Annotated in this window: 17 protein-coding genes; 9 read left to right on the top strand and 8 right to left on the bottom strand. The window is 66.2% G+C overall.

Going from position 1 to position 20,379, the window contains the following annotated elements; translation table 11 throughout:
• The first annotated feature begins 185 nt into the window (after positions 1-185).
• A complete protein-coding gene (locus OHQ90_RS31840; protein ID WP_442941512.1) occupies positions 186-710 on the top strand; it encodes a hypothetical protein in 525 nt (174 codons plus the stop codon).
• Positions 707-1,141, top strand: coding sequence for a ferritin-like domain-containing protein (locus OHQ90_RS31845; RefSeq protein ID WP_328403818.1), 435 nt, complete (start codon positions 707-709; stop codon positions 1,139-1,141). Before OHQ90_RS31840 ends, OHQ90_RS31845 begins: the two co-directional genes overlap by 4 nt.
• A gap of 235 nt (positions 1,142-1,376) precedes the next feature.
• On the opposite strand, the gene OHQ90_RS31850 is transcribed toward OHQ90_RS31845, so the two are convergent.
• Together OHQ90_RS31850 and OHQ90_RS31855 are read right to left on the bottom strand one after the other, a co-directional pair.
• Positions 1,377-3,128 (bottom strand): acyl-CoA dehydrogenase family protein, encoded by a 1,752-nt coding sequence (locus OHQ90_RS31850; RefSeq protein WP_328403820.1) that lies wholly within the window; start codon positions 3,126-3,128, stop codon positions 1,377-1,379.
• A 426-nt stretch (positions 3,129-3,554) separates the two neighbouring features.
• On the bottom strand, positions 3,555-5,312 hold the full coding sequence (locus OHQ90_RS31855) for a proline--tRNA ligase (RefSeq protein ID WP_328403822.1): 1,758 nt from the start codon (positions 5,310-5,312) through the stop codon (positions 3,555-3,557).
• A 135-nt stretch (positions 5,313-5,447) separates the two neighbouring features.
• Here OHQ90_RS31855 and yaaA point away from each other — a divergent pair, with 135 nt between their 5' ends.
• Both yaaA and OHQ90_RS31865 read left to right on the top strand, forming a co-directional pair.
• On the top strand, positions 5,448-6,191 hold the full coding sequence (gene yaaA, locus OHQ90_RS31860) for a peroxide stress protein YaaA (protein ID WP_328403824.1): 744 nt from the start codon (positions 5,448-5,450) through the stop codon (positions 6,189-6,191).
• 107 nt (positions 6,192-6,298) lie between these two features.
• Positions 6,299-7,030: a hypothetical protein gene (locus tag OHQ90_RS31865; RefSeq protein ID WP_328403826.1), complete on the top strand. Its 732-nt coding sequence runs from the start codon at positions 6,299-6,301 to the stop codon at positions 7,028-7,030.
• A 213-nt stretch (positions 7,031-7,243) separates the two neighbouring features.
• Here the strand turns inward: OHQ90_RS31865 and OHQ90_RS31870 are convergent, their stop codons facing one another.
• A complete protein-coding gene (locus tag OHQ90_RS31870; protein WP_328403828.1) occupies positions 7,244-7,423 on the bottom strand; it encodes a hypothetical protein in 180 nt (59 codons plus the stop codon).
• Between the two features lie 285 nt (positions 7,424-7,708).
• Positions 7,709-9,310, bottom strand: a complete 1,602-nt coding sequence (locus OHQ90_RS31875) for a PucR family transcriptional regulator (protein WP_328403830.1) — start codon at positions 9,308-9,310, stop codon at positions 7,709-7,711.
• A 260-nt stretch (positions 9,311-9,570) separates the two neighbouring features.
• Between OHQ90_RS31875 and OHQ90_RS31880 the strand changes: the two genes are divergently transcribed.
• From OHQ90_RS31880 to OHQ90_RS31890, 3 genes are all read left to right on the top strand, one after another.
• Positions 9,571-11,061: a CoA-acylating methylmalonate-semialdehyde dehydrogenase gene (locus OHQ90_RS31880; RefSeq protein ID WP_328403832.1), complete on the top strand. Its 1,491-nt coding sequence runs from the start codon at positions 9,571-9,573 to the stop codon at positions 11,059-11,061.
• A gap of 50 nt (positions 11,062-11,111) precedes the next feature.
• Positions 11,112-12,479, top strand: a complete 1,368-nt coding sequence (locus OHQ90_RS31885; RefSeq protein WP_328403834.1) for an aspartate aminotransferase family protein — start codon at positions 11,112-11,114, stop codon at positions 12,477-12,479.
• Between the two features lie 104 nt (positions 12,480-12,583).
• Positions 12,584-12,982, top strand: coding sequence for a PPOX class F420-dependent oxidoreductase (locus OHQ90_RS31890; protein ID WP_328403836.1), 399 nt, complete (start codon positions 12,584-12,586; stop codon positions 12,980-12,982).
• Positions 12,983-13,003: 21 nt separating this feature from the next.
• Here the strand turns inward: OHQ90_RS31890 and OHQ90_RS31895 are convergent, their stop codons facing one another.
• From OHQ90_RS31895 to OHQ90_RS31910, 4 genes are all read right to left on the bottom strand, one after another.
• A complete protein-coding gene (locus tag OHQ90_RS31895; protein ID WP_328403838.1) occupies positions 13,004-14,488 on the bottom strand; it encodes an MFS transporter in 1,485 nt (494 codons plus the stop codon).
• Positions 14,489-14,492: 4 nt separating this feature from the next.
• Positions 14,493-16,019, bottom strand: a complete 1,527-nt coding sequence (locus OHQ90_RS31900) for an MFS transporter (protein WP_328413235.1) — start codon at positions 16,017-16,019, stop codon at positions 14,493-14,495.
• Between the two features lie 161 nt (positions 16,020-16,180).
• Complete coding sequence (gene cobA, locus OHQ90_RS31905) at positions 16,181-17,401, bottom strand: uroporphyrinogen-III C-methyltransferase (RefSeq protein WP_328413237.1); 1,221 nt, start codon at positions 17,399-17,401, stop codon at positions 16,181-16,183.
• A 185-nt stretch (positions 17,402-17,586) separates the two neighbouring features.
• Positions 17,587-18,153: a carbonic anhydrase gene (locus tag OHQ90_RS31910; protein WP_328403840.1), complete on the bottom strand. Its 567-nt coding sequence runs from the start codon at positions 18,151-18,153 to the stop codon at positions 17,587-17,589.
• A 407-nt stretch (positions 18,154-18,560) separates the two neighbouring features.
• Here OHQ90_RS31910 and OHQ90_RS31915 point away from each other — a divergent pair, with 407 nt between their 5' ends.
• Positions 18,561-19,544, top strand: a complete 984-nt coding sequence (locus tag OHQ90_RS31915) for a poly(ethylene terephthalate) hydrolase family protein (protein WP_328403842.1) — start codon at positions 18,561-18,563, stop codon at positions 19,542-19,544.
• 239 nt (positions 19,545-19,783) lie between these two features.
• Entirely contained in the window at positions 19,784-20,254 is a 471-nt protein-coding gene (locus OHQ90_RS31920; RefSeq protein ID WP_328403844.1) for a nucleoside deaminase, read from the top strand.
• Positions 20,255-20,379 lie beyond the last annotated feature (125 nt).

Consider the following 20,379-nt stretch of genomic DNA (forward strand, 5'->3'; position numbering starts at 1 on the left):
TGTGTATGCGGCGGCCGGTCTCCGGCGAACAGGCCGGTCGACGGGTGGTCGGGGAGACCGCGCGAATCTGGCACGATGGTGCCGTGCCCATCCGCCATCATGCCCCGCCGCGCGCCGGGTGTACCTCCGGCATCGCCATCGACCGGTATGGTTGCGCGGACCGCTTATCGGTCGGTCACCGCGTGATGGTGGACCGGCGCACCGCATTGCGCATCGCCGGTGGCGGCACGGTCGGCGCGCTGACGCTCGGCGCGGCGGTCGGTTGCGCCGACGACACGATCTACGAGCCGGATCCGCTTGCCGCACAAGAGGTTCTGGCCCGCGCCGACGCCGTAGCAGCGACCGCGGCGATCGCGCTGACGCCGCAGCGGCACGCCGCGCTGACCACGATCGCGAGCGAACGCACCGCACATGCCGATGCCTTGCGGGCCGAGATCAACCGGGTGATCGGGGTCTTCGGCGACGGCACCACCCCGACGCATCGCACCCGTTCGATGGACACCCCGGCCGACACTGGATCGGCACCGGCGGCGTCGGGTGCGGCCGTACCACCCATCACACCTCCGACGATCGATCAGTTACGTGATCGTCTCGCCGCGTCCCAACAGTCCGCCGGCGATCTCGCGCGCACCCTATCGGGTTATCGGGCAGGGCTGTTGGCCTCCATCAGCGCGGCCTGCGCAACCGAGGCGGGAGTGCTGCTGACATGACCGACGCCGAGCGCCTTGCCCTGATCGACGCGTTGAACGCCGAATACGCGGCGGTATACGCCTACGGCGTGATCGACGCCTACGCCTCCACCGAACGCGACCGGCTCGTCACCCAATACACCGCCGCGCACCGTGCCCGCCGCGACAGCACCGTCGAGGCCCTGACCGCGGTGGGCACCACCGCACCACCACCGGATGCCGCCTACACGACCCCGTTCCCGGTCGACGACCCGATCCCAGCGGCCAACCTCGCTGTCACCGTGGAAACCGACTGCGCGGTCGCCTGGCGCTCCGTGGTCGAACGCGCCGACACCGAACTCGTCCGCCGGATGGGCATCGAAGCGCTCACCGAAACGGCTCTGCGCCAAGCCACTTGGCAAGCGATCCTCGGCGCCGCCCCGCCGACGGTCGCCTTTCCGGGCATGGCTTGACGTCCGTCGGTCGGTCCCGCCCACAGCGCACTCCGACGCGTGCGACCGGCGCCGACCGCTGACGCTCGGTGGGCAGAACAGACAGCCATGTGCTTTTGGGATCCGACTTGTTTACGGGTACCCGCAAGTGGTCCAGTGTCGCGATAACGGCCGCGGCCACGGTACGCCCGCGCAGGGGTAGAACGGGATCGGCCGACCCCCTCCGAGGTCGGCCGATCCCGTCGAATTGCGGTGACTACGGGCGCATCGTGTACGCGCCGTCGTAGGAGGCGACCCGGTTCCAGACGCGGTCGAAACGCTCGCGGTCCGCGAGCGGGGTGCGCAGTGCGCCGACGGCCCACGCCTGCTGCGCGGCAGTAGCGGTGGGCTTGCCGTAGAGGGTGGTGGCGTAGGTGTTGAAGTCGCGGATCTGGAAGTCGAAGATCTGGTCGAGCACATCGCGGTCGAGGCCGGTGATCGCGGCCTGCTCCAGGATCAGCTGGCCGTAAACCACCAGGGAGAACAGGTGGCCGATGGTCAGCATGAAGTCCAGGTCCTTCTGCTGGTCGGCGTCGGGGGCGGCCGTGGTCAGCAGGGTGCGCAGGGCCTGGGCCTGCTCGTAGAAGCGGGCCACGTTCGCGACATCGGTGTGCTTGTCGTAGACGGGGGTCCAGTCGGCGAACTGCACCTTGCCCGCACCGCGCGCCGGGCCCTGCCGGAAGAAGAACTCGTCGTCGGCCGCGTCGAGGCGGGTGCCGACCTCCGGGTACTCCTTCGGGTTGAACAGGTAGTTCGGCATGAACTTCAGGATCTGGCCGACATTGACATGCACGGTGCCCTCGAGCCGGGGCAGGGTGCCGATGTAGCGGGCGACCTGGGCGAAGTAGGTGTTCTTCTCGAAACCCTTGGCGGCGAGCACATCCAGCAGCAGCGTCATGACGGTCTCGCCCTCGGAGGTCACCTTGGACTTCGTCATCGGGTTGAACAGCAGGTAGCGGCGGTCTTCGAGGCTGGCGGTGCGGAAGTAGTCGACGGCCCGGTCGCTGAACAGCTTCATCGCGGTGATGCGGGCGTAGGCATCGACGAAGTTCGTCCGAACATGCGGGAAGTCGGTGACCGGGTTGCCGTAGAGGATGCGGTTGTTCGAGTGGGTGATCGCCTCGTAGAACGAATGCTCGACCATGCCGATGCTGCCGTGGCAGAGATTGAACTTGCCGACGTTGACGGTGTTCAGCGCCGCGGAGAAGGCTTCGGGACCGGTGGAGAGGATGTCCTCGGCAGTCACCGGGTAGTTGTGCAGCGCGAAGGTGCTGACGTAGAGCTGGCCGTGGATGACGTTGTCGATCAGCTCGTAGTCGTCGTGGCGGCTGTCGGCGGCGAACCACACGTAGCCCTCGGCGCCCTCGATGTCGGAGCGGCGTGAGAACACCGACACCATGCTGGCGACGTTGCCGTTGCCGATGTAGTACTTGGTGCCGTTGGCGCGGAACAGGATTCCCGCTTCGGCGTCGGCGCTGCCGGGTTCGGTCGGCGTCAGCACCAGGTCGGTGTTGTAGATGTCGGCGCCGTGGTCACGCTCGGACAGACCGAACGCCATCACTTGGCCGTCGGCGAGGTCGGCGGCGGCCCGCTTCTTGGCGGCCTCGTTGTCGCTCTGCCAGATCGGGCCGAGGCCGAGGATGGTGACCTGCTCGGCGTACCAGTACGCGAGACCGTAGAACCCGAAGATCTCCGAGAGCGCCGCATTGCGGGCCGCGTCCCAGCGCCGGTTCGCGTCGCCGTCGGCATAGGCGGCGGGCGTCAGGAAGGTCGCGAACAGCTTTTCCTTCTTGGCGAACTCGAGAAACTCCGACACCCACACCGCGTCCGCGTCATCGGTGAGCAGCTGTCGCTTGCCCCGCGATTCGAACCACTCGATGGTGGCCTTCAACAGTCGCCGCGTCTCGGCGTCGAACTGCTGTGGGTCGTAGGTGGCGGGGTTGAACAACAACGCGTCGGTGCTCGTCATGTCGGTTAACTTACCAGCGAGTAACAGCAGCCCGGAGGGGGTCCACCATAGTCGGCCCGGCGAATCTTCCCTACGGAACCGTAGGTCGGACGGGCTATCCGCACTACGGTCCAATACATCCGGCGCGGCGGGACCGACAGTCACAGAAAGACACCTCGATGGTCGGCAAAGTCGGCGGCGCCTCCGTGCGAGGGGCCGTGGCTTTGTTCCCATCCCGCGCCCCGAGGGGAGGTGTGGGTCTTGTGCGCAAGCACCAGGAAGCCCCGGTCGACTGGGCCGCTGTATGCATCAGCGTTTGCCGCAGCCGCCGGGGCTTTCTACTTCCTGGTCCAGATGTCGAGGGCTAGGTAAACCCGCCGAATGGGGCGTCGTTCGCAGCGCCGCCCCCTCAGCAACCGTCACTCGAGGTGACGGACTGAGCCACCGTCAGCCGCGGACCTGCGCGAGCACCGAATCCACCACCGATTCCGCTGGTACCTCGATGGATTCGCCGGTGAACCGGTCGCGGATCTCGACCTTGCCCTCGGCCCAGCCGCGGCCGACCACCACGATCAGCGGCACACCGATCAACTCGGAATCCTTGAATTTCACACCGGGCGAGGCCTTGCGATCGTCGAGGACGACCTCGAGGCCCGCCGCATCCAGTTGTGCGGCAACCTGTTCGCCGCCGTCGCGAGCGGACTCGTCCTTGTTGGCGATCACCACGTGCACGTCGAACGGAGCGACCTCGCGCGGCCAGCGCAGACCCTTGTCGTCGTGCTGCTGCTCCGCGATGACAGCCACCATCCTGGACACCCCGACACCGTACGAGCCCATGGTGAGCCGGACCGGCTTGCCGTTCTCGCCGAGCACATCGACGTCGAACGCGTCGGTGTACTTGGTGCCGAGCTGGAAGATGTGTCCGATCTCGATGCCGCGCGCCGAAACCAGCGGGCCCGCGCCGTCGGGTGAGGGGTCGCCGTCGCGCACCTCAGCGGCCTCGATGGTGCCGTCCGGGGTGAAGTCGCGGCCGGCGACCAAGCCGACCACATGCTTGCCAGGCGCGTCGGCGCCGGTGATCCATGCGGTGCCGGTCACCACTCGCGGGTCGACCAGGTAGCGAACACCGTTGTCCAGCAACGCCTTCGGTCCGATGTACCCCTTGACCAGGAAATCATTGGCGGCGAAATCGGCCTCGGTGAGCAATTCCACCTCGGCGGGTTCGACACACGCGCCGAGGCGCTTGTCGTCCACCTCACGATCACCGGGGATGCCGATCCCGACGATTTCGGTCTTGCCGTCCGGATGGCGCAGCTTCACCATGATGTTCTTCAGGGTGTCGGCCGCGGTGACCGGACGACCGTAGCTCTCCGCGATGCCTGCGCCATTGGCCCAATCGACCAGCGTCGCAATGGTCGGGGTGTCAGGGGTGTCGTGCACAACAGCCGCGCGCAGCCCTTCCAGCGGGATCGCCGCGGGCGCGGGCGTGACCACGGCCTCCACGTTGGCCGCGTACCCGGACTCGACGCAGCGCACATAGGTGTCCTCACCGACCGGGCTCTCGGCCAAGAACTCCTCCGACGCGCTGCCGCCCATCGCACCCGAGGTCGCGGCCACGATTACGTAGTCGACGCGGAGCCGCTCGAAGATACGGCGATAGGCATCACGGTGTGCCTGGTAGCTGCGCTTCAGTCCGTCCTCGTCCAGGTCGAAGGAGTAGGAGTCCTTCATGACGAACTCGCGCCCACGCAGGATGCCCGCGCGGGGACGTTCCTCGTCACGGTACTTGGTCTGGATCTGATACAACGTGACCGGAAGATCCTTGTACGAGTTGTATTCGCCCTTCACAGTGAGCGCGAACAGCTCCTCGTGGGTGGGGCCGAGCAGATAGTCGGCGCCCTTGCGGTCCTGCAGCCGGAACAGGCCGGGACCGTATTCGGTCCACCGGTTGGTGGTCTCGTACGGCTCGCGCGGCAGCAGTGCGGGCAGCGAGATCTCCTGGGCGCCGATGGCGTCCATCTCTTCCCGGACGACATTCTCGACCCGGCGCAGCACCCGCAGGCCCAGCGGCAGCCACGAGTACACACCCGGGGCGACGCGGCGCACGTATCCGGCGCGGACGAGGAGTTTGTGGCTGGGCACCTCGGCGTCGGCGGGATCGTCGCGCAGGGTACGCAGGAACAGGCGGGAGAGGCGGGTGATCACGGAACGACAGGGTAGTCGCTGGCCGGGCGATGTCTGCAAGGCATTGGTCTAATTCGGCCTGATCGGGGGCTCTGCGTAGTTGCCCCGGCTACCGCCTCCGAGCCCCGACCGAGCACGCCGGTACCGTATCCGCTCGTGCTGGTGCTGCTGCCTCCCTCCGAAACCAAGTCCGACGGTGGTTGTGACGCGCCCCTCGACCTGACGTCGTTGGCGATGCCGCAGCTCACCCCGGTACGCGACCGCCTGATCAACGAGGTGGTCAAGTTGGCGGCCGACCCCGACGACGCCCGCGTTGTCCTCGGTCTCGGCAAGGGAGCCGACGTCGAGATCGCTCGCAATGCGAGCCTGCGTACCTCCCCGACCCGGCCTGCGCTGGAGCGCTACACCGGCGTCCTCTACGACGCTCTCGACGCCCGCGCCTTCACCAAGACGCAGCGGGCCAAGGCCGACGCCAGGCTCGCCATCGGCTCCGCATTGTTCGGCGCCATCCGCGCCACCGATGCGATCCCCGCCTACCGCCTTTCCGGTGGCTCCAAACTCCCCGGCCTGCCCACCCTTTCGGCGATATGGCGCGACACGCTTCCCGACGCGCTGCACGCCGAAGCCACAGGTGAGCTGGTCATCGATCTCCGCTCGGGCAGCTACCAGCAGTTGGGGCGGGTCCCCGGCGCGATCACCGCCAACGTCCTCACCGAACACCCCGACGGCACCCGGACCGTGGTGAGCCATTTCAACAAGCACCACAAGGGTCTGCTCGCCAGGGCTCTGGTCCTCACCCGTGCCGACCCCACCGACATCCGCGCAGTCGCGCGTATCGCGACAAAGTCGGGGCTGAAGACCGAAATCTCCTCCCCTACAGAGCTTTTGATCATCACCTGAGGCGGGCCACGCGGACTCGCCGACACAATGGCAGTGTTGTGCAGGCCTTCCATCTCCTGGGCATTCCTCCGGATCCACTCGCAGTGCACTGAACCTAGGCTGCCGCGATGGGTTTCTACGACTGCCGGTGCATGGTCACCGGTATCGGCCTGGACGGCATCGGTGCGACAGCGGTGTTGATTCGCCGCAATGGCGATGTGTACCAACCGATTTCACTGGGGATTGCGGGCAACTACGATCGGTCGGGAGCGGTCGACGGAGTTATCGAAGACCTCGGCACCGACGTGCTGCTGCGGTACTTCCTCGACCGCCTGAACGACGGCAGGCTGGTCCTCGACGCCGACGCGACCGAATTCGACCGCGAATCTCCGCCTACCGAAATCGACGAACTGCTCTGGTGCTTCGAACGCAACTGCCTCGACATCGATGACGAACCGGTCGCAGCCGCGATATTCGACGGGTCACCGATCCTGCTGGCACTGGTCGCCCAACCGATCTGGGATGCCGTGACCGCCGCAGCCACTGCCGACCGATTCGAGAACGCATTCCCGGATTCGCCCACCGCGTTGGAGATCTATCGGGACCATCCGTCGGAATTATCCGTACCGGCCGGGAAGCTGCGCGCCATCAACGATCTCCTTGCCGCCCGTGCCCTGGTCTGGGCCTCGCCCGCACACACCGCACAGCGGTACCCGACGGACTACGGTGGCCAGCACGACAGCGAGGACCTGCGCAGATTCCTCGATGAGGCCAGACGCGACTACCACGAACTGCCGATCGTGTTGTCGGCGATCGACTCCTACGAGAAGAAGATCCGCGACCTGCTGATCGACGACTGACTGCTGAGAGCCCGACCTTGCCCTCCAGGCTCTCCCCGCGCGCCCGGCGACCGCTGTGCGACCGCCGGCGCGGGTAGTTCGCGCCCTACCTCGGCCTCCTGCATGGCCCCATTGTTGCGAACCGCACCGATGCCGACAATGGACGTGAGCCTGTGTCCGCGAGCGAAGCAACGACCCGCTCGACCAACCGCGACTCGGTCCGCTCGGCAGGCGTCAGATACAGATGCTGAAACTGAAGACGCCCAGCGGGATGTTGAAGCAGAAGGCCACCGAACCCAGCGCAGGAGTCGGTGCCGGTGTTACCGGTTCGGCAGAGGCAGCGGGAGCTGCAGCTGTGCCGACAAGCAAGGTGATGGCAATCGCGGCGAGCGTCGAAGCAATCTTCGTGGTCATTTCAACGTTTCCTTAGCTAGGTGACGATGATGAGACTCCCGACCCGGTGATGGCTACTTCTACGATGGTCCGCCGATGCCAGGACTTCCACAAGACCGCTCCAGCGAGGGCGAAGCTCTTCCACACCGCAAGACATAGCGATACCACATGAGTCAGAACGGCCCGTTGATCCATAGAACGCGCGGTGGGATCAAAGAAAATGTCCCGAGGCTCACGAAATAACCAGTCGAGCAATATGACTTTCATCACAACTATTGCGATGTGGGCGGCGCCAGTGGCGTCGGCTTACAGTTTGTCGGCGTTCGCGGTCAGATCTCGAATGAGCAGAGCGGTGTGCAGCGAGGTGCGGGACTCACCGTCCTCGAGATCGACGTCGAGGATGCGCTCGATGCGCGCCAGCCGGTCGTAGAGCGTCGGCCTGCTGATGTTGAGTCTGCGTGCGAGTTCGGTTTTGTTGCCCGCCACATCGAGGAATTGCCGCAACGTGCGGGTCAGGTCGGCCGCATGCCGAATGTCGTAGCGCAGCAGCGCACTCAGCTCGGTTTCGGCGAAGTTCTGCACGCCGGGCTCGTTGCGGATGAGAGAGAGCAGGCCGCGCAACCGAACGTCCCCGCCGCGATAGAAGGGCCGCGGCGCGGACGTTTCCAGCGATAGCGCAACCTCGGCGACATGCATGGCGTGGGCCAGTTCGCGCGCGGTGTCCAGCAGCGATTCCGATTCCGCGCCAACGCCGACGACCACTTGCTGCACACCCTCGACGCGGCGCACTTCGGCCGTGATCGCCAGACAGATCCCGTGCAGCACCTCGTCGAGGTCGGCGGTACGCGGGACCGCGAGGATCATGCTGACGCGATCGCCGTGATCCGCCGCGGTCAGCGCGGCGGCTTTCGTCAACCCGAGGCCGTGCGTCACCGCGTCGAGCACGCCCACGCTGCGGCGCTGCCTGGCGACCTGATCGGTTTCGTCCAGCGCGGCAACATCCATCGCGAGCGGCACGTAATTCGCCCGGCGCGCAAGCAGACCCAGCGCCGCTGCCCTGGCCTGCGCGTCACGCTCGTCGAGCACTCTGCCGTTGACCAGGTCGTCGATAAGGCCGGTCTGCGCCTGCCGGTGCAGTCCGAAGCGATCCTTGTCGATCATCCGATGCAGGGTCAGGGTTTGGGCGGCGCGCTCGAGCACCATGCGCGCCCGTGGGGTCGGCACCCGGCTGGAGCGCAGGATCAGCCTGCCCCACCGCTGGGTGTGCGGACCGACCGCCACCACATCCCAGCCTTCGGGCAGCATGCGCGAGGTGGTCTCCCAGTTCTCCAGGATCGCCGAGGTGGTGGTGTGCCGCGCGGTCAGTGCGAGCACCCGATGGGAAAGGTCTTCGAGCACCACCGAGCAGTCGAGCATGCCCGCGGCGGTCTTGACGATCTCCGCCAGCGAGGCGCGCCGAACACTGAGTTCGGTGAAGGTCTCGTGCACCGTCCTCGCGAACTCCAGTTCGGCGTATTGATCGGCCACGATCACCCGGTGCACCGCCTCGGTGATCTCGACGAACCTGGTGATCCGGTGCAGTGCGATCACCGGCAGTCCGAGCGCGTCGGCGGTGGTCGCGACCACCGGAGCCAAGGCGGGCACGGCGTCGCCCAGCTCGACGACCAGACCGGACACGCCCGCTCCCGCCAACGCCGACAGATAGTCGACCGTCGCCGCGTCACTGCCGCTCAAGGCCGGTCCGGTGGTCAGAATCAGCTCGCCGCCGACCAGCAGCTCGGCGACCTCCGGCAGATCGCTGACATGGACCCACCGCACTGGACGATCCAGCGATCCCCCACCGACGACCTGTGGATCCCCCGCACGCACCACCGGCATGGCCAAGACATCCGCAACAGACAGCAGCACCGACGAATCGTAATACGAAAACGCAAATCACGTACAGATTGTCGGATCACGGATGCCGATTCATGCGGCAGAGTGAGACTCGGCAACTTCGATCCGGCGCACGCCGGGATCCAGCAAAGCATGAGCAGGAACGACAACCCGCGCGCATTCTGGATCCCGGCGCGCGCCGGGATGACAGCCGAATCCATGCCGATGACTCCGAGGGCACCGACGCCCGGAGGCAGCTACACACCGACGCTCACGAATCGAATCGAGGAGATATGCAGACAATCGCGCATTGGGTCGACGGCAAGGGGTTCGCAGGAACGAGTGCCGCGACCGCGCCGGTGACCAATCCTGCGACCGGTGTGGTGACCGGGCAGGTAGCGCTGGCGCGCGTCGAGGACGTGCAGGCGGCGATCGATTCTGCGACCGCGGCGTTCCCCGCGTGGCGCGACGCCTCGCTGGCCCGCCGGACCCAGGTGCTGTTCCGGTTCCGTGAGTTGCTCAACGAACGCAAAGAGGAATTGGCCAAGCTGATCACCGCCGAGCACGGCAAGGTGCTCTCCGATGCGCTCGGCGAGGTGACCCGCGGTCTGGAGATCGTCGAATTCGCCTGTGGCATCCCGCATCTGATCAAGGGCGGATACACCGAGAACGCATCGACGAAGGTGGACATCTTCTCGATCCGCCAGCCGTTGGGCCCGGTGGCCGTTATTTCGCCGTTCAATTTCCCGGCGATGGTACCGATGTGGTTTTTCCCGGTCGCGATCGCTGCGGGCAACACCGTAGTGCTCAAGCCGAGCGAGAAGGATCCGTCCGCGTCGCTGTGGATGGCCGAGCTGTGGCACGAAGCGGGCCTGCCCGCAGGCGTTTTCAATGTGGTGCAGGGCGACAAGGTCGCCGTCGACGAGCTGCTCGACAACCCGGGCATCAGGGCCGTCTCGTTCGTCGGCTCGACCCCGATCGCGAAATACGTCTACCAGCGCGGCACCGCGAACGGCAAGCGGGTGCAAGCCCTCGGCGGCGCGAAGAACCACATGCTCGTGCTGCCGGACGCGGATCTGGACCTGGCCGCCGATGCGGCGGTCAACGCCGGTTTCGGCTCCGCGGGCGAGCGCTGCATGGCGATCAGCGTGGTGCTCGCGGTCGGCTCCGTGGGCGACGAGCTGGTCGCCAAGATCGCCGAACGGGCCGGGACGATCAAGACCGGCGACGGCACCCGCGATACCGATATGGGTCCGCTGGTGACCCGGGAGCACCGCGACCGCGTCGCCGCGTACATCGACGCGGGCGAATCCGCCGGAGCCACCATAGTTCTCGACGGCCGCGGTATCGAAGCCGACGGCGCGGCGAACGGGTTCTGGCTCGGGCCGACGATTCTCGATCACGTCGGCACCGATATGAGCGTCTACACCGATGAGATCTTCGGTCCCGTCCTGTCGGTGGTCCGGGTCGACACCTACGACGACGCGCTGGCGCTGATCAACACGAACCCTTACGGCAACGGCACCGCGATCTTCACCAACGACGGCGGCGCGGCCCGGCGCTTCCACAACGAGGTCGAAGTCGGCATGGTCGGCATCAACGTGCCGATCCCGGTTCCCATGGCGTACTACAGCTTCGGCGGTTGGAAGAATTCGCTGTTCGGCGATTCGCATGCACACGGCACCGATGGCGTCCACTTCTTCACCCGAGGCAAGGCCGTCACCAGCCGCTGGCTCGATCCGAGCCACGGCGGGCTCGAATTGGGCTTCCCCCAGAACAAGTAACGCCCGCGAAAGCACCGCCCACAGACCAAGTGACGCAGGAGAACTCGCCGATGACGCTGCCCAACGGATTGACGCCCGACCAGGCGCGGCAGACCGCCGCCCGCGCCTATGAACTCGACCGCCGCCACGTTTTCCATTCGTGGTCCGCGCAGGCGCAGATCAACCCGATGACCATCACCGCCTCGCAGGGCTGCCACGTCTGGGATGGCGAGGGCAACAGGCTGCTCGATTTCTCCTCTCAGCTCGTCAACACCAATATCGGGCATCAGCATCCGAAAGTCGTTGCCGCGGTGCAGGAGCAGGCGGCCAAGCTCTGCACCGTGGCACCGCAGTACGTCAACGACGCACGCTCGGAGGCCGCGCGGTTGATCGCCGAACGCACGCCGGGTGCGTTGAACAAGATCTTCTTCACCAACGGCGGCGCCGACGCCGTCGAGCATGCGGTCCGGATGGCGCGGCTGCACACCGGCCGCTACAAGGTGCTGGCGCGCTACCGTTCGTATCACGGCGGCACCGAGACCGCGATCAACCTCACCGGCGATCCGCGACGCTGGCCCAACGACCACGGCAATAGCGGCGTCGTGCATTTCTTCGGACCTTTTCGCTATCGCTCGCAGTTCCATTCGAGCGACGACACCGAGGAAACCGAGCGCGCGCTGGCGCATCTCGAGCAGACCATCGTCTTCGAGGGGCCGAGCACCATTGCTGCGATCATCCTCGAATCCGTCCCCGGCACAGCGGGAATCATGGTTCCGCCGCCCGGCTACCTGGCCGGGGTGCGGGCGTTGTGCGACAAGTACGGCATCATTTTCATCGCCGATGAGGTGATGTCGGGGTTCGGCCGCACCGGAAAGTGGTTCGCGATAGAGCATTTCGAGGGTGTCGTACCGGATCTACTCACCTTCGCCAAGGGCGTGAACTCCGGATATGTGCCGCTCGGTGGCGTCGCGATCAGCCCGGCCATCGCAGCGACGTTCGACGATCGACCGTATCCAGGTGGGCTGACCTACTCCGGTCACCCCTTGGCGACGGCCGCGGCGGTGGCGACCATCAACACGATGACCGACGACCGCATCGTCGAGAATGCCGCCGACATCGGTGCGCGCGTGCTCGGCCCCGGCCTCCGGGATCTTGCCGAGCGCCACCCCAGCATCGGCGAGGTCCGCGGGATCGGCGTCTTCTGGGCCCTGGAACTCGTCCGCGACCGAGCGACCCGCGAACCGCTCGCCCCCTACGGCGGTACCAGTCCGGCGATGACCGAGGTCGTCGCGGCCTGCCGCGCGGCGGGGCTGCTGGTATTCGTCAACTTCAACCGGTTGCACGTCGTGCCACCCTGCATCGTCAGCGAAGGCGAGGCAAAGGAAGGTCTGACCATCCTCGACGACGCCCTGCTGACGGCCGACCAACACGTCGCCTGAGATGGCACGGGCGCCGTTTTGCCATCTCGTCGATCGATGATGGAGTTGGAGACGGAATTCCAACCACCTGTGGGCTGTTCCAGTTATACGTGACCCCTACCACTGTGCTTTCCGTTGACCTGAAGAAGTACCTGGATGAGTCGAAGGTGTTCGCGACCGCGGCGACCATCGGACCCAATGGGCAACCGCACCTGACCGTCATCTGGGTGCAGCGTGACGGCGAGGACCTGCTGTTCTCCACCACCGTGGACCGCCAGCAGGGCAAGAACCTCGCCCGCGATCCGCGCATCACCGTGATGATCAATCCGCCGGAGAATCCGTACGTATACGCAGAGATTCGTGGCACGGCGACCATGACGCCCGATCCCGACAAGACACTGCCGAACGAGCTGTCGCACAAGTACACCGGGCTGCCCTATCTGGAATTCAATCCGGCGTCGGTCGACGACGGACCCCGCGTCATTGTGCGCGTCACTCCACGCAAGGTCGCAGGCCGCATGTAATCCGCTCGGGGCCCGGCAGTTTCAGCTCTGCTGGGCCTCTTCCTGTGCGTGCTGCGCCTGCGCGACGTCGGCGGCGGTGTAGCGCAACGTCATTGCGACGAGCCCGACCAGCAGCGCGCCGACCGCGGCGACGAACAGCACCAGGGTGTATCCGCTGCCCAACGCATCGAGTTCGGCGACCGTCATGCCGGTGGGACTGCCGGTTCGACCGCCGAGTGCCAGTGTTCGCGAGGCAGCCACCGGGGCGAGCAGGCCGATCGCGATGGGGGTGCCGAGGTTCAGGAACATCTGGCCGACCGCCGAGAGCGGGCCGATATCCGCGGGCGCAACGCCGACGAGTACGCACAGCGGGATCAGCACGATCGCCATACCGATGCCGAGACCGATCATGACGAACAGGCCCAGCAGCGTCGGCACATACTGCACGCCGCGATCGAGGGTCGAGCCGAACAGCAATCCGCCGACCAGAATCCCCGCCCCCGCGCTCAGCAGCCAACGTGGTGCGATCCACATCGCCAGTCTCGACGACAGCGCGGTCCCGAGACCGGCGCCGATGGTGAACGGTATGAAGGCGATTCCGGCGACCAGCGGGCTGTAACCGACCACATTCTGAATGAACAGGCCCGCGAAATAGGTTGTCGCACCGAGCACACCACTTGCCAGCAGGATCGCGAGGAAGGTGGCGACCCGATCGCGGTGATCGAACAGCGACCACGGCAGCAGGGGATTGTCCACTCGGCGTTCGGCGAAAACGAAGACGAAGAGCAATACCGCGCCGCCGACCAGTGCACCGACGATGACCGGGCTGCTCCAGCCGAATTCTGGTCCTTCCGTTGCCCCGAACACCAGGGCGGCACAGGCCAGGGTGCCGAGCACCGCGCCGCGCACATCCAAGGTCAGCCGCTGATGGGTGGTGTCACGTAGCCGATACACCGCGCCGAGGATGATCAATACGCCGATCGGCACATTGATCAGAAAGATCCACCGCCAGCTCACCTCGGTCAGCGCACCGCCGATCACCAACCCGCCGACCGAGCCGACGGCCATCATCGAACCGAAGATCGCGAAGGCTTGATTGCGCACGGTTCCCGGCGCGAATGTGCTTGCTACCAAAGCGAATGCAGTGGGGGCCGCGAGCGCGGCTCCGGTGCCCTGGATCGCGCGGGCGGCGATGATCATTGCCTCGTTCTGGGCGAGCCCGCACAGCAGCGAGGCCAGCGTGAACAGCGCGACACCGACGATGAACATGCGTTTGCGGCCGAAGGAGTCACCGATCCGGCCGCCGAGCAGCATCAAGCCGGCCAGCGGGAGCCCGTAGGCGGTGACCATCCAGGCGCTGCCGGAACTGGTCAGCCCGAGCTCGTCCTGTAGTCGCGGCAACGCGAGGATCACCACGGTTCCATCGAGCACCACCATCAGCTGCAGCCCACTCAGCACGAGGATGGCGAGCCCGAATGCCCGCTGCGTCACCGGATACTGCACCGATGCAGCGGAGTCACCCGGCATCCGGTCAGCCCCGGTACTCGGACCGGCGAACGACCGGTATCGGACCGGTCTGGCGAACAACCGGCATCGGACCGGTCTGCTGCGCTTCCTCTTGCGCGTGCTGTGCCTGAGCCAGTTGCTCGGGCGTGAAGCGCAGCACCAGCGCGATGAAGCCGGCCACCACCGCGACGAGCGAGCAGACCGCGAGCACCAGCGTGTACCCGCTGCCCAGCGCGAAGATCTCGGCCTCGTTCATATCCGCCGCCTTACCGGTGCGGCCGCCCATCGACAGTGTGCGCGATGCCGCGATGGGGGTGAGCAGACCGATGAACACCGGCGTCGCCAGGTTCATGAACATCTGCCCCACCGCGGAAAGCGGGCCGATATCCGACAGCGGCACACCGACGAGCACGCACAGCGGCGCGAGCACCATCGCCACGCCGACACCGAAGCCGATCACGATCAACAGCGGCAGCAAGGTGGTCAGGTAGTTCACGCCGCCATCGAGCTGCGAACCGAACAGCAATCCGGCGGAAAGGACGAAGGCCGCACCACACAGCAACCAGCGAGGTGCGATCAGCAACGCTGCCTTGGAGGCCAGCGCACCACCGATGCCGATGCCGATGGTGAACGGAATCGACGCCACGCCCGCGACCAGCGGACCGTAGCCCAGCACGTTCTGCAGAAATTGCGCGACGAAGAAGGTCATCGCACCGAGCACGCCACCGGCGAGGAAGATCAAGAGGAAGGTCGCGACGCGATCGCGACTGTCGAACAGCGACCACGGCAGCAGCGGATCCTCGATCTGCCGTTCCATCACCACGAAGATGATCAGCAGCACGACACCACCGACCAGGGAGCCGATGATGGCCGGGCTGGTCCAGCCCATTTCCGGTCCCTCGGTCGCACCGAACACGATGGCGGCGCAGGCCAGCGTGCCGAGCACCGCGCCGCGCACATCCAGCGAGGAACGGTGGTGTTCGGTGTCCGCGAGCTGGTACATCGCCCCCAGGATGATCAGCGCACCGATCGGCACATTGATCAGGAAGATCCAGCGCCAGCTCATCTCGGTCAGCGCACCACCGACCACCAGACCACCTACCGAGCCGATGCCGACCATGGAGCCGACGATCGCGATTGCCTGATTCCGCACTTTCCCTGGTGCGAAAGTGGTTGCCACCAGGGCGAAGGATGTCGGCGCCGCGATCGAGGCACCGGCGCCCTGCACCGCGCGCGCCGCGATCAGCATGGCCTCGCCCTGCGCGAGCCCGCACAGCAGCGAGGCGAAGGTGAACAGTCCGACGCCGAGTATCAGCATGCGTTTGCGACCGAAGGCGTCACCGAGCCTGCCACCGAGCAACATCAGGCCCGCGAAGGTGAGACCGTAGGAGGTCACTGTCCACGCACCACCCGCGCTGGACATTCCCATTTCCTGTTGCAGCCGTGGCAGGGCGAAGATCACCACGGTTCCGTCGAGCACAACCATCAGCTGCAGCCCGCTCAGCACTAGGATCGCGAGCCCGAAGGCCCGCTGCGTCACGGGATACTGCATCGTCGCAGGGGGATTCTCGAGCACGGTGAGCCACTGTAGTTGACTCGGCGGTGTCGATTCGGCCCGACATGAGTCCGCGCGGGCGAGTCACAACAGATCAGGCGAGGACTTGTGACACTCGACCGAGTCGCCGCCACCGGCGCGGGTCAGTGAAAAATGCCCTATCCGCCCGTGGATTCGGCAAGCGGGCGCACGGAATCGGTGGAGAATCCGGCCGTCGGGCCGATCACCACGATGGCCGGCGGGCGGATGCCTTCGTCGCGCACCCGGGTGGCGACGGTACCGAGGTCCGCGCGCAGCACGCGCTGGGTGCGCAGGGTGCCCTCCTGGATCACGGTCGCCGGCGTGTCGGCGGACCGCCCGCCATCGATGAGCACGGTCGCGAACTGTTCGATCCGCTCGACAGCCATCATCAGCACGAGGGTGCCGCGCAACTTGGCCAATGCCGACCAGTCGACGAGCGAATCCGGGTGGTCCGGTGCGACGTGCCCGCTCACCACCACGAATTCATGGGTGACACCACGGTGGGTCACCGGGATGCCCGCGGCCCCCGGGACGGAGATGGGACTGGTGATGCCGGGCACCACGGTGACCGGGATCCCGGCCGCAACGCATGCTTCCACTTCCTCGTAGCCGCGACCGAACACATACGGGTCACCGCCCTTGAGCCGCACCACGAATTTGCCCGACTTGGCGCCCTCGACCAGCGCCGTATTGATCGCCTCCTGCGCCATCGCGCGGCCGTACGGGATCTTTGCCGCGTCGATCACCTCGACATCCGGTCCGAGTTCGGCGAGCAGTTCCGGCGGCGCCAGCCGATCGGCAACCACCAGGTTCGCTCTGGCCAGCAGCCTGCGGCCACGCACGGTGATCAGATCCGGATCGCCTGGTCCGCCACCGACCAGCGCGACGCCCGGGGTGACCGGTGTCGAATCATCGGTCACCACACCGGATTGCAGTGCCTCGAGCAGCGCGGTGCGCACGGCGGCCGAGCGGCGATGCTGACCGCCCGCCAGCACGCCGAGGGTGAGTCCCTCGTAGCGGGCCGTTGCGGGTGTGACGGCGGTACCGAGCCGCGCAACATCGGCGCGCACACAGAAGATGCGGCGGCGAGTGGCCTCGTCGACCACGGCGGCATTGGTCTCGGGTTCGTCGGTGCAGGCGATCGCGTACCAGGCGCCGTCGAGATCGCCGTCCGCGTACGCGCGCAGGGTCACGGTGAGCTGCCCCGAGGTGGCCATACCTTCTACTGCCGGAGTGACTTCACGGCTGATCACGTGGACATCCGCACCGGAGGCGATCAACAGTCCGAGCCTGCGCTGCGCCACGGTCCCGCCACCGACTACGACGACACGCCGCCCCGCGAGATCGAGCCCGACCAGGTAGTTCGGGTCGCCCTCGTGGCGGGTGACGGGATCGAGCTCCGTCTGGTCATCGGTGGGTGTTGGCGTGTTCGGCACAGTATTCGAGCCTACGTCCTGAATATTCGGGCTTTGTGTCAGACCCTGCACCGCAAGCCGCGGACGGTGGGGAACTCGCCATCACCTGCGGCATGCGGCCGTCGATATCAGGCCGGAGCTCCGTCGAGTACTTCGACCTGCCCGGTGTCTAGCGAGTAGTAGGCGCCGACAACCGAAAGGGCGTTGGTATCAACCAGTGGTGCGAGGTCGTCGTTGCGCCGTAGCTCTCCGGCGGTCAACTCGACCTGGATGCGGGTCATCGTCTCGACCGGGTCTGCGCCCGGCGAATCCATGCGCTCGTATGCCGGGCGCAGCGCCTCCACGATCGCCTGCAGATTGCCCGGCAGTGGCGGGCCTTCGCGCAGCGCTTTATAGGCGGCGGCCACCGCACCGCAGCGCTGGTGTCCGAGGACAATGATCAACGGGGTCCCGCCGGTCATCGGGCCGTATTCAACGGAACCGGTCACGACGGGGCCCACTGCGAGTCCACCGGTTCGCATGACGAATAGATCGCCGAGCCCGGTGTCGAACAGCAACTCCGGCGGGACCCGCGAATCGATGCACGACAGTATGACGCCATAGGGCTGCTGATTCTGGGCGAGTAACCGACGACGATCCGGATCTCGGTCCGGGTGGTTCAGGTTGCCGTCGACCCACCGCCGGTTGCCCGCCATCAGGCGATCGAAGGCAGCCTTCGCAGTCTGCGGAGCGGTCGGCGTCGTATCGGTGTGCTCGGATGGTTCATCGCGACTACATCCCGCTATCAGGGCGGTTGTCGCTGTCAGAGCACCTGCTAGGACAGTTCGACGGTCGAGCACACTCATGTCGTCACCTCCGCAGTTGATGGATCTCCATCGGTTACGAAACGGCGAAACCAAGCGCTGACTGTGCCGCTCAGTATGCCGGATATACCTTCGGAACACGGCATACGCCAGACGAGCTCGTCCCGGCTGCACACTGTGGAGCTCGCGATCCGACTGTCCGACACTGGCCCACCGATGCCGAAACGGTCTCCGCAGCCGGCCGATTTGCGTGCGCCGCCAACCGAGTACGACACGACGTCGTTCCTATACTCGAGCTCGTGACTCAGTGGGCGCGAGCGATGTGTGCGGTGGCGGTAGCGGCGACGCTGACCGGGGTCGGTACGACAGTGGGTGTCGCACAGGCAGATTCGCAGCCCTACCTACCTGCTCCCGGCATCGAGTCGAAGTACTTCCAGCAGGGCCCGTGGGCGGTGACCGAAGAAATCGGGTTCGGATGCTGCGATTCCACCGGGGCGAAATATGACGTCTGGTACCCGACCGATCTCGGCGCGGGCAGCGCAAAGCACCCGATTGTGGTGTGGGGCGACGGAACCAACGCCGTACCGAGCCAGTACGCCTATCTGCTTCGGCACCTGGCATCGTGGGGTTTCGTGGTGATCGGCACCGAGAACCAGCAGACCGGCTCCGGCCGCGACATTCTCGGCTCGCTGTCGTACCTGAAGGGGCTCGCCGCGGATCCGGCGAGCATGTTCTTCGGAAAGCTCGACACAGCGGCGGCCGGCGCGATGGGCCATTCGCAAGGCGCCAGCGGTGTGCTCAACGCGATGGTGGCGTCGGAGGGCGCGATCAAGACCGTGGTGCCGATCGAAATACCGGCGCAGCTGTGGTGCTCTTCGGGGACTACGTGCGCCGACAGTCGCAAGCTCACCTCGGGTTCGGTGTTCTTCGTCAACGGCTCGGCCGACCGGTTCATCTCCCCTTCGACGCAGGCGCTGCCATGGCAGGCGGTCGGTCTGCAGTCGAATCAGGCGTACTACGAGGCGACCGCGACGAGCGTGCCGAAGGTATGGGCGACGCTCGACGGCCCCGATCACAATGATGTGCAAGGTCAACCGGACTGTGCGCAGGCGTCGACTCCGTGCACCAGCGGCGTCTACGGCTATCTGGGATATCCGACGGCATGGATGCTGGCGCAGCTGCGCGACGACGCCGAGGCTCGCGGCGCATTCCGCACCGGCACCGGCGAATTCCTCGCTCCCGCGTCGAATTGGCGAAATCAGTCGAGCACCGTCAGCCGCTGATCCGCAACGATCGGTGGTCGGCTCGGCGAGGCATTGCGCTACCAGAGCGGTCGGCGGAGTTGATCGGTGAGTTGGTCTGCGGCCAGGTCGGTCGGTACAAGCGGTCGGTATCTCGACGACCCACGGGTAAGCCCGACAGACGGCGAGTCGACGGCACCAGGTCATTGTCATCCGAACCACGAATGGCACGAACAATCTGCGTGTTGCGGCACGGCCTCGGTTGCTTGCAGGGTGGAGCCATGACACAGGTACCGGCAGAACAGTTGCTCGAGGTGGCCTACGACGAGGCGCTACGCGGCCTGGCCGAGGGCGGTATTCCGATCGGCGCGGCCTTATTCGCCGCGGACGGTACGCTGCTCGGCCGCGGCCACAACCGCAGAGTGCAGTCCGATGACCCCAGCATCCACGCCGAAACCGATGCGTTCCGCGCGGCGGGCCGCCGCCGCGACTACGGACCGACGATCATGGTGACCACACTGTCACCGTGCTGGTATTGCAGCGGACTGGTGCGCCAGTTCGGCATCGGCGCGGTGATCGTCGGTGAAGCGCAGACGTTCTACGGCGGCCACGACTGGCTCGCCGAGCACGGGGTCGACGTCACGGTCCTGGACGACCAGCGCCTCATCGACATGATGACCACGTTCATCGCCGCACGGCCGGCACTATGGCACGAGGACATCGGCGTCGCCGACGACATCGAGGCGCGGTGAGCGGTCTGCCCCCGGTGGTCTCCGCCGAATTCCTGCGCACCCGTTTGGATGCCATCACGGTCGGTTGCCACCGCGACGTTCCGGTCCGCGACGGTCAGCGGAAGTGCGCGTAGTCCTGGATCGAG

The organism is Nocardia sp. NBC_00403 (genome assembly GCF_036046055.1).
GTDB lineage: Bacteria > Actinomycetota > Actinomycetes > Mycobacteriales > Mycobacteriaceae > Nocardia.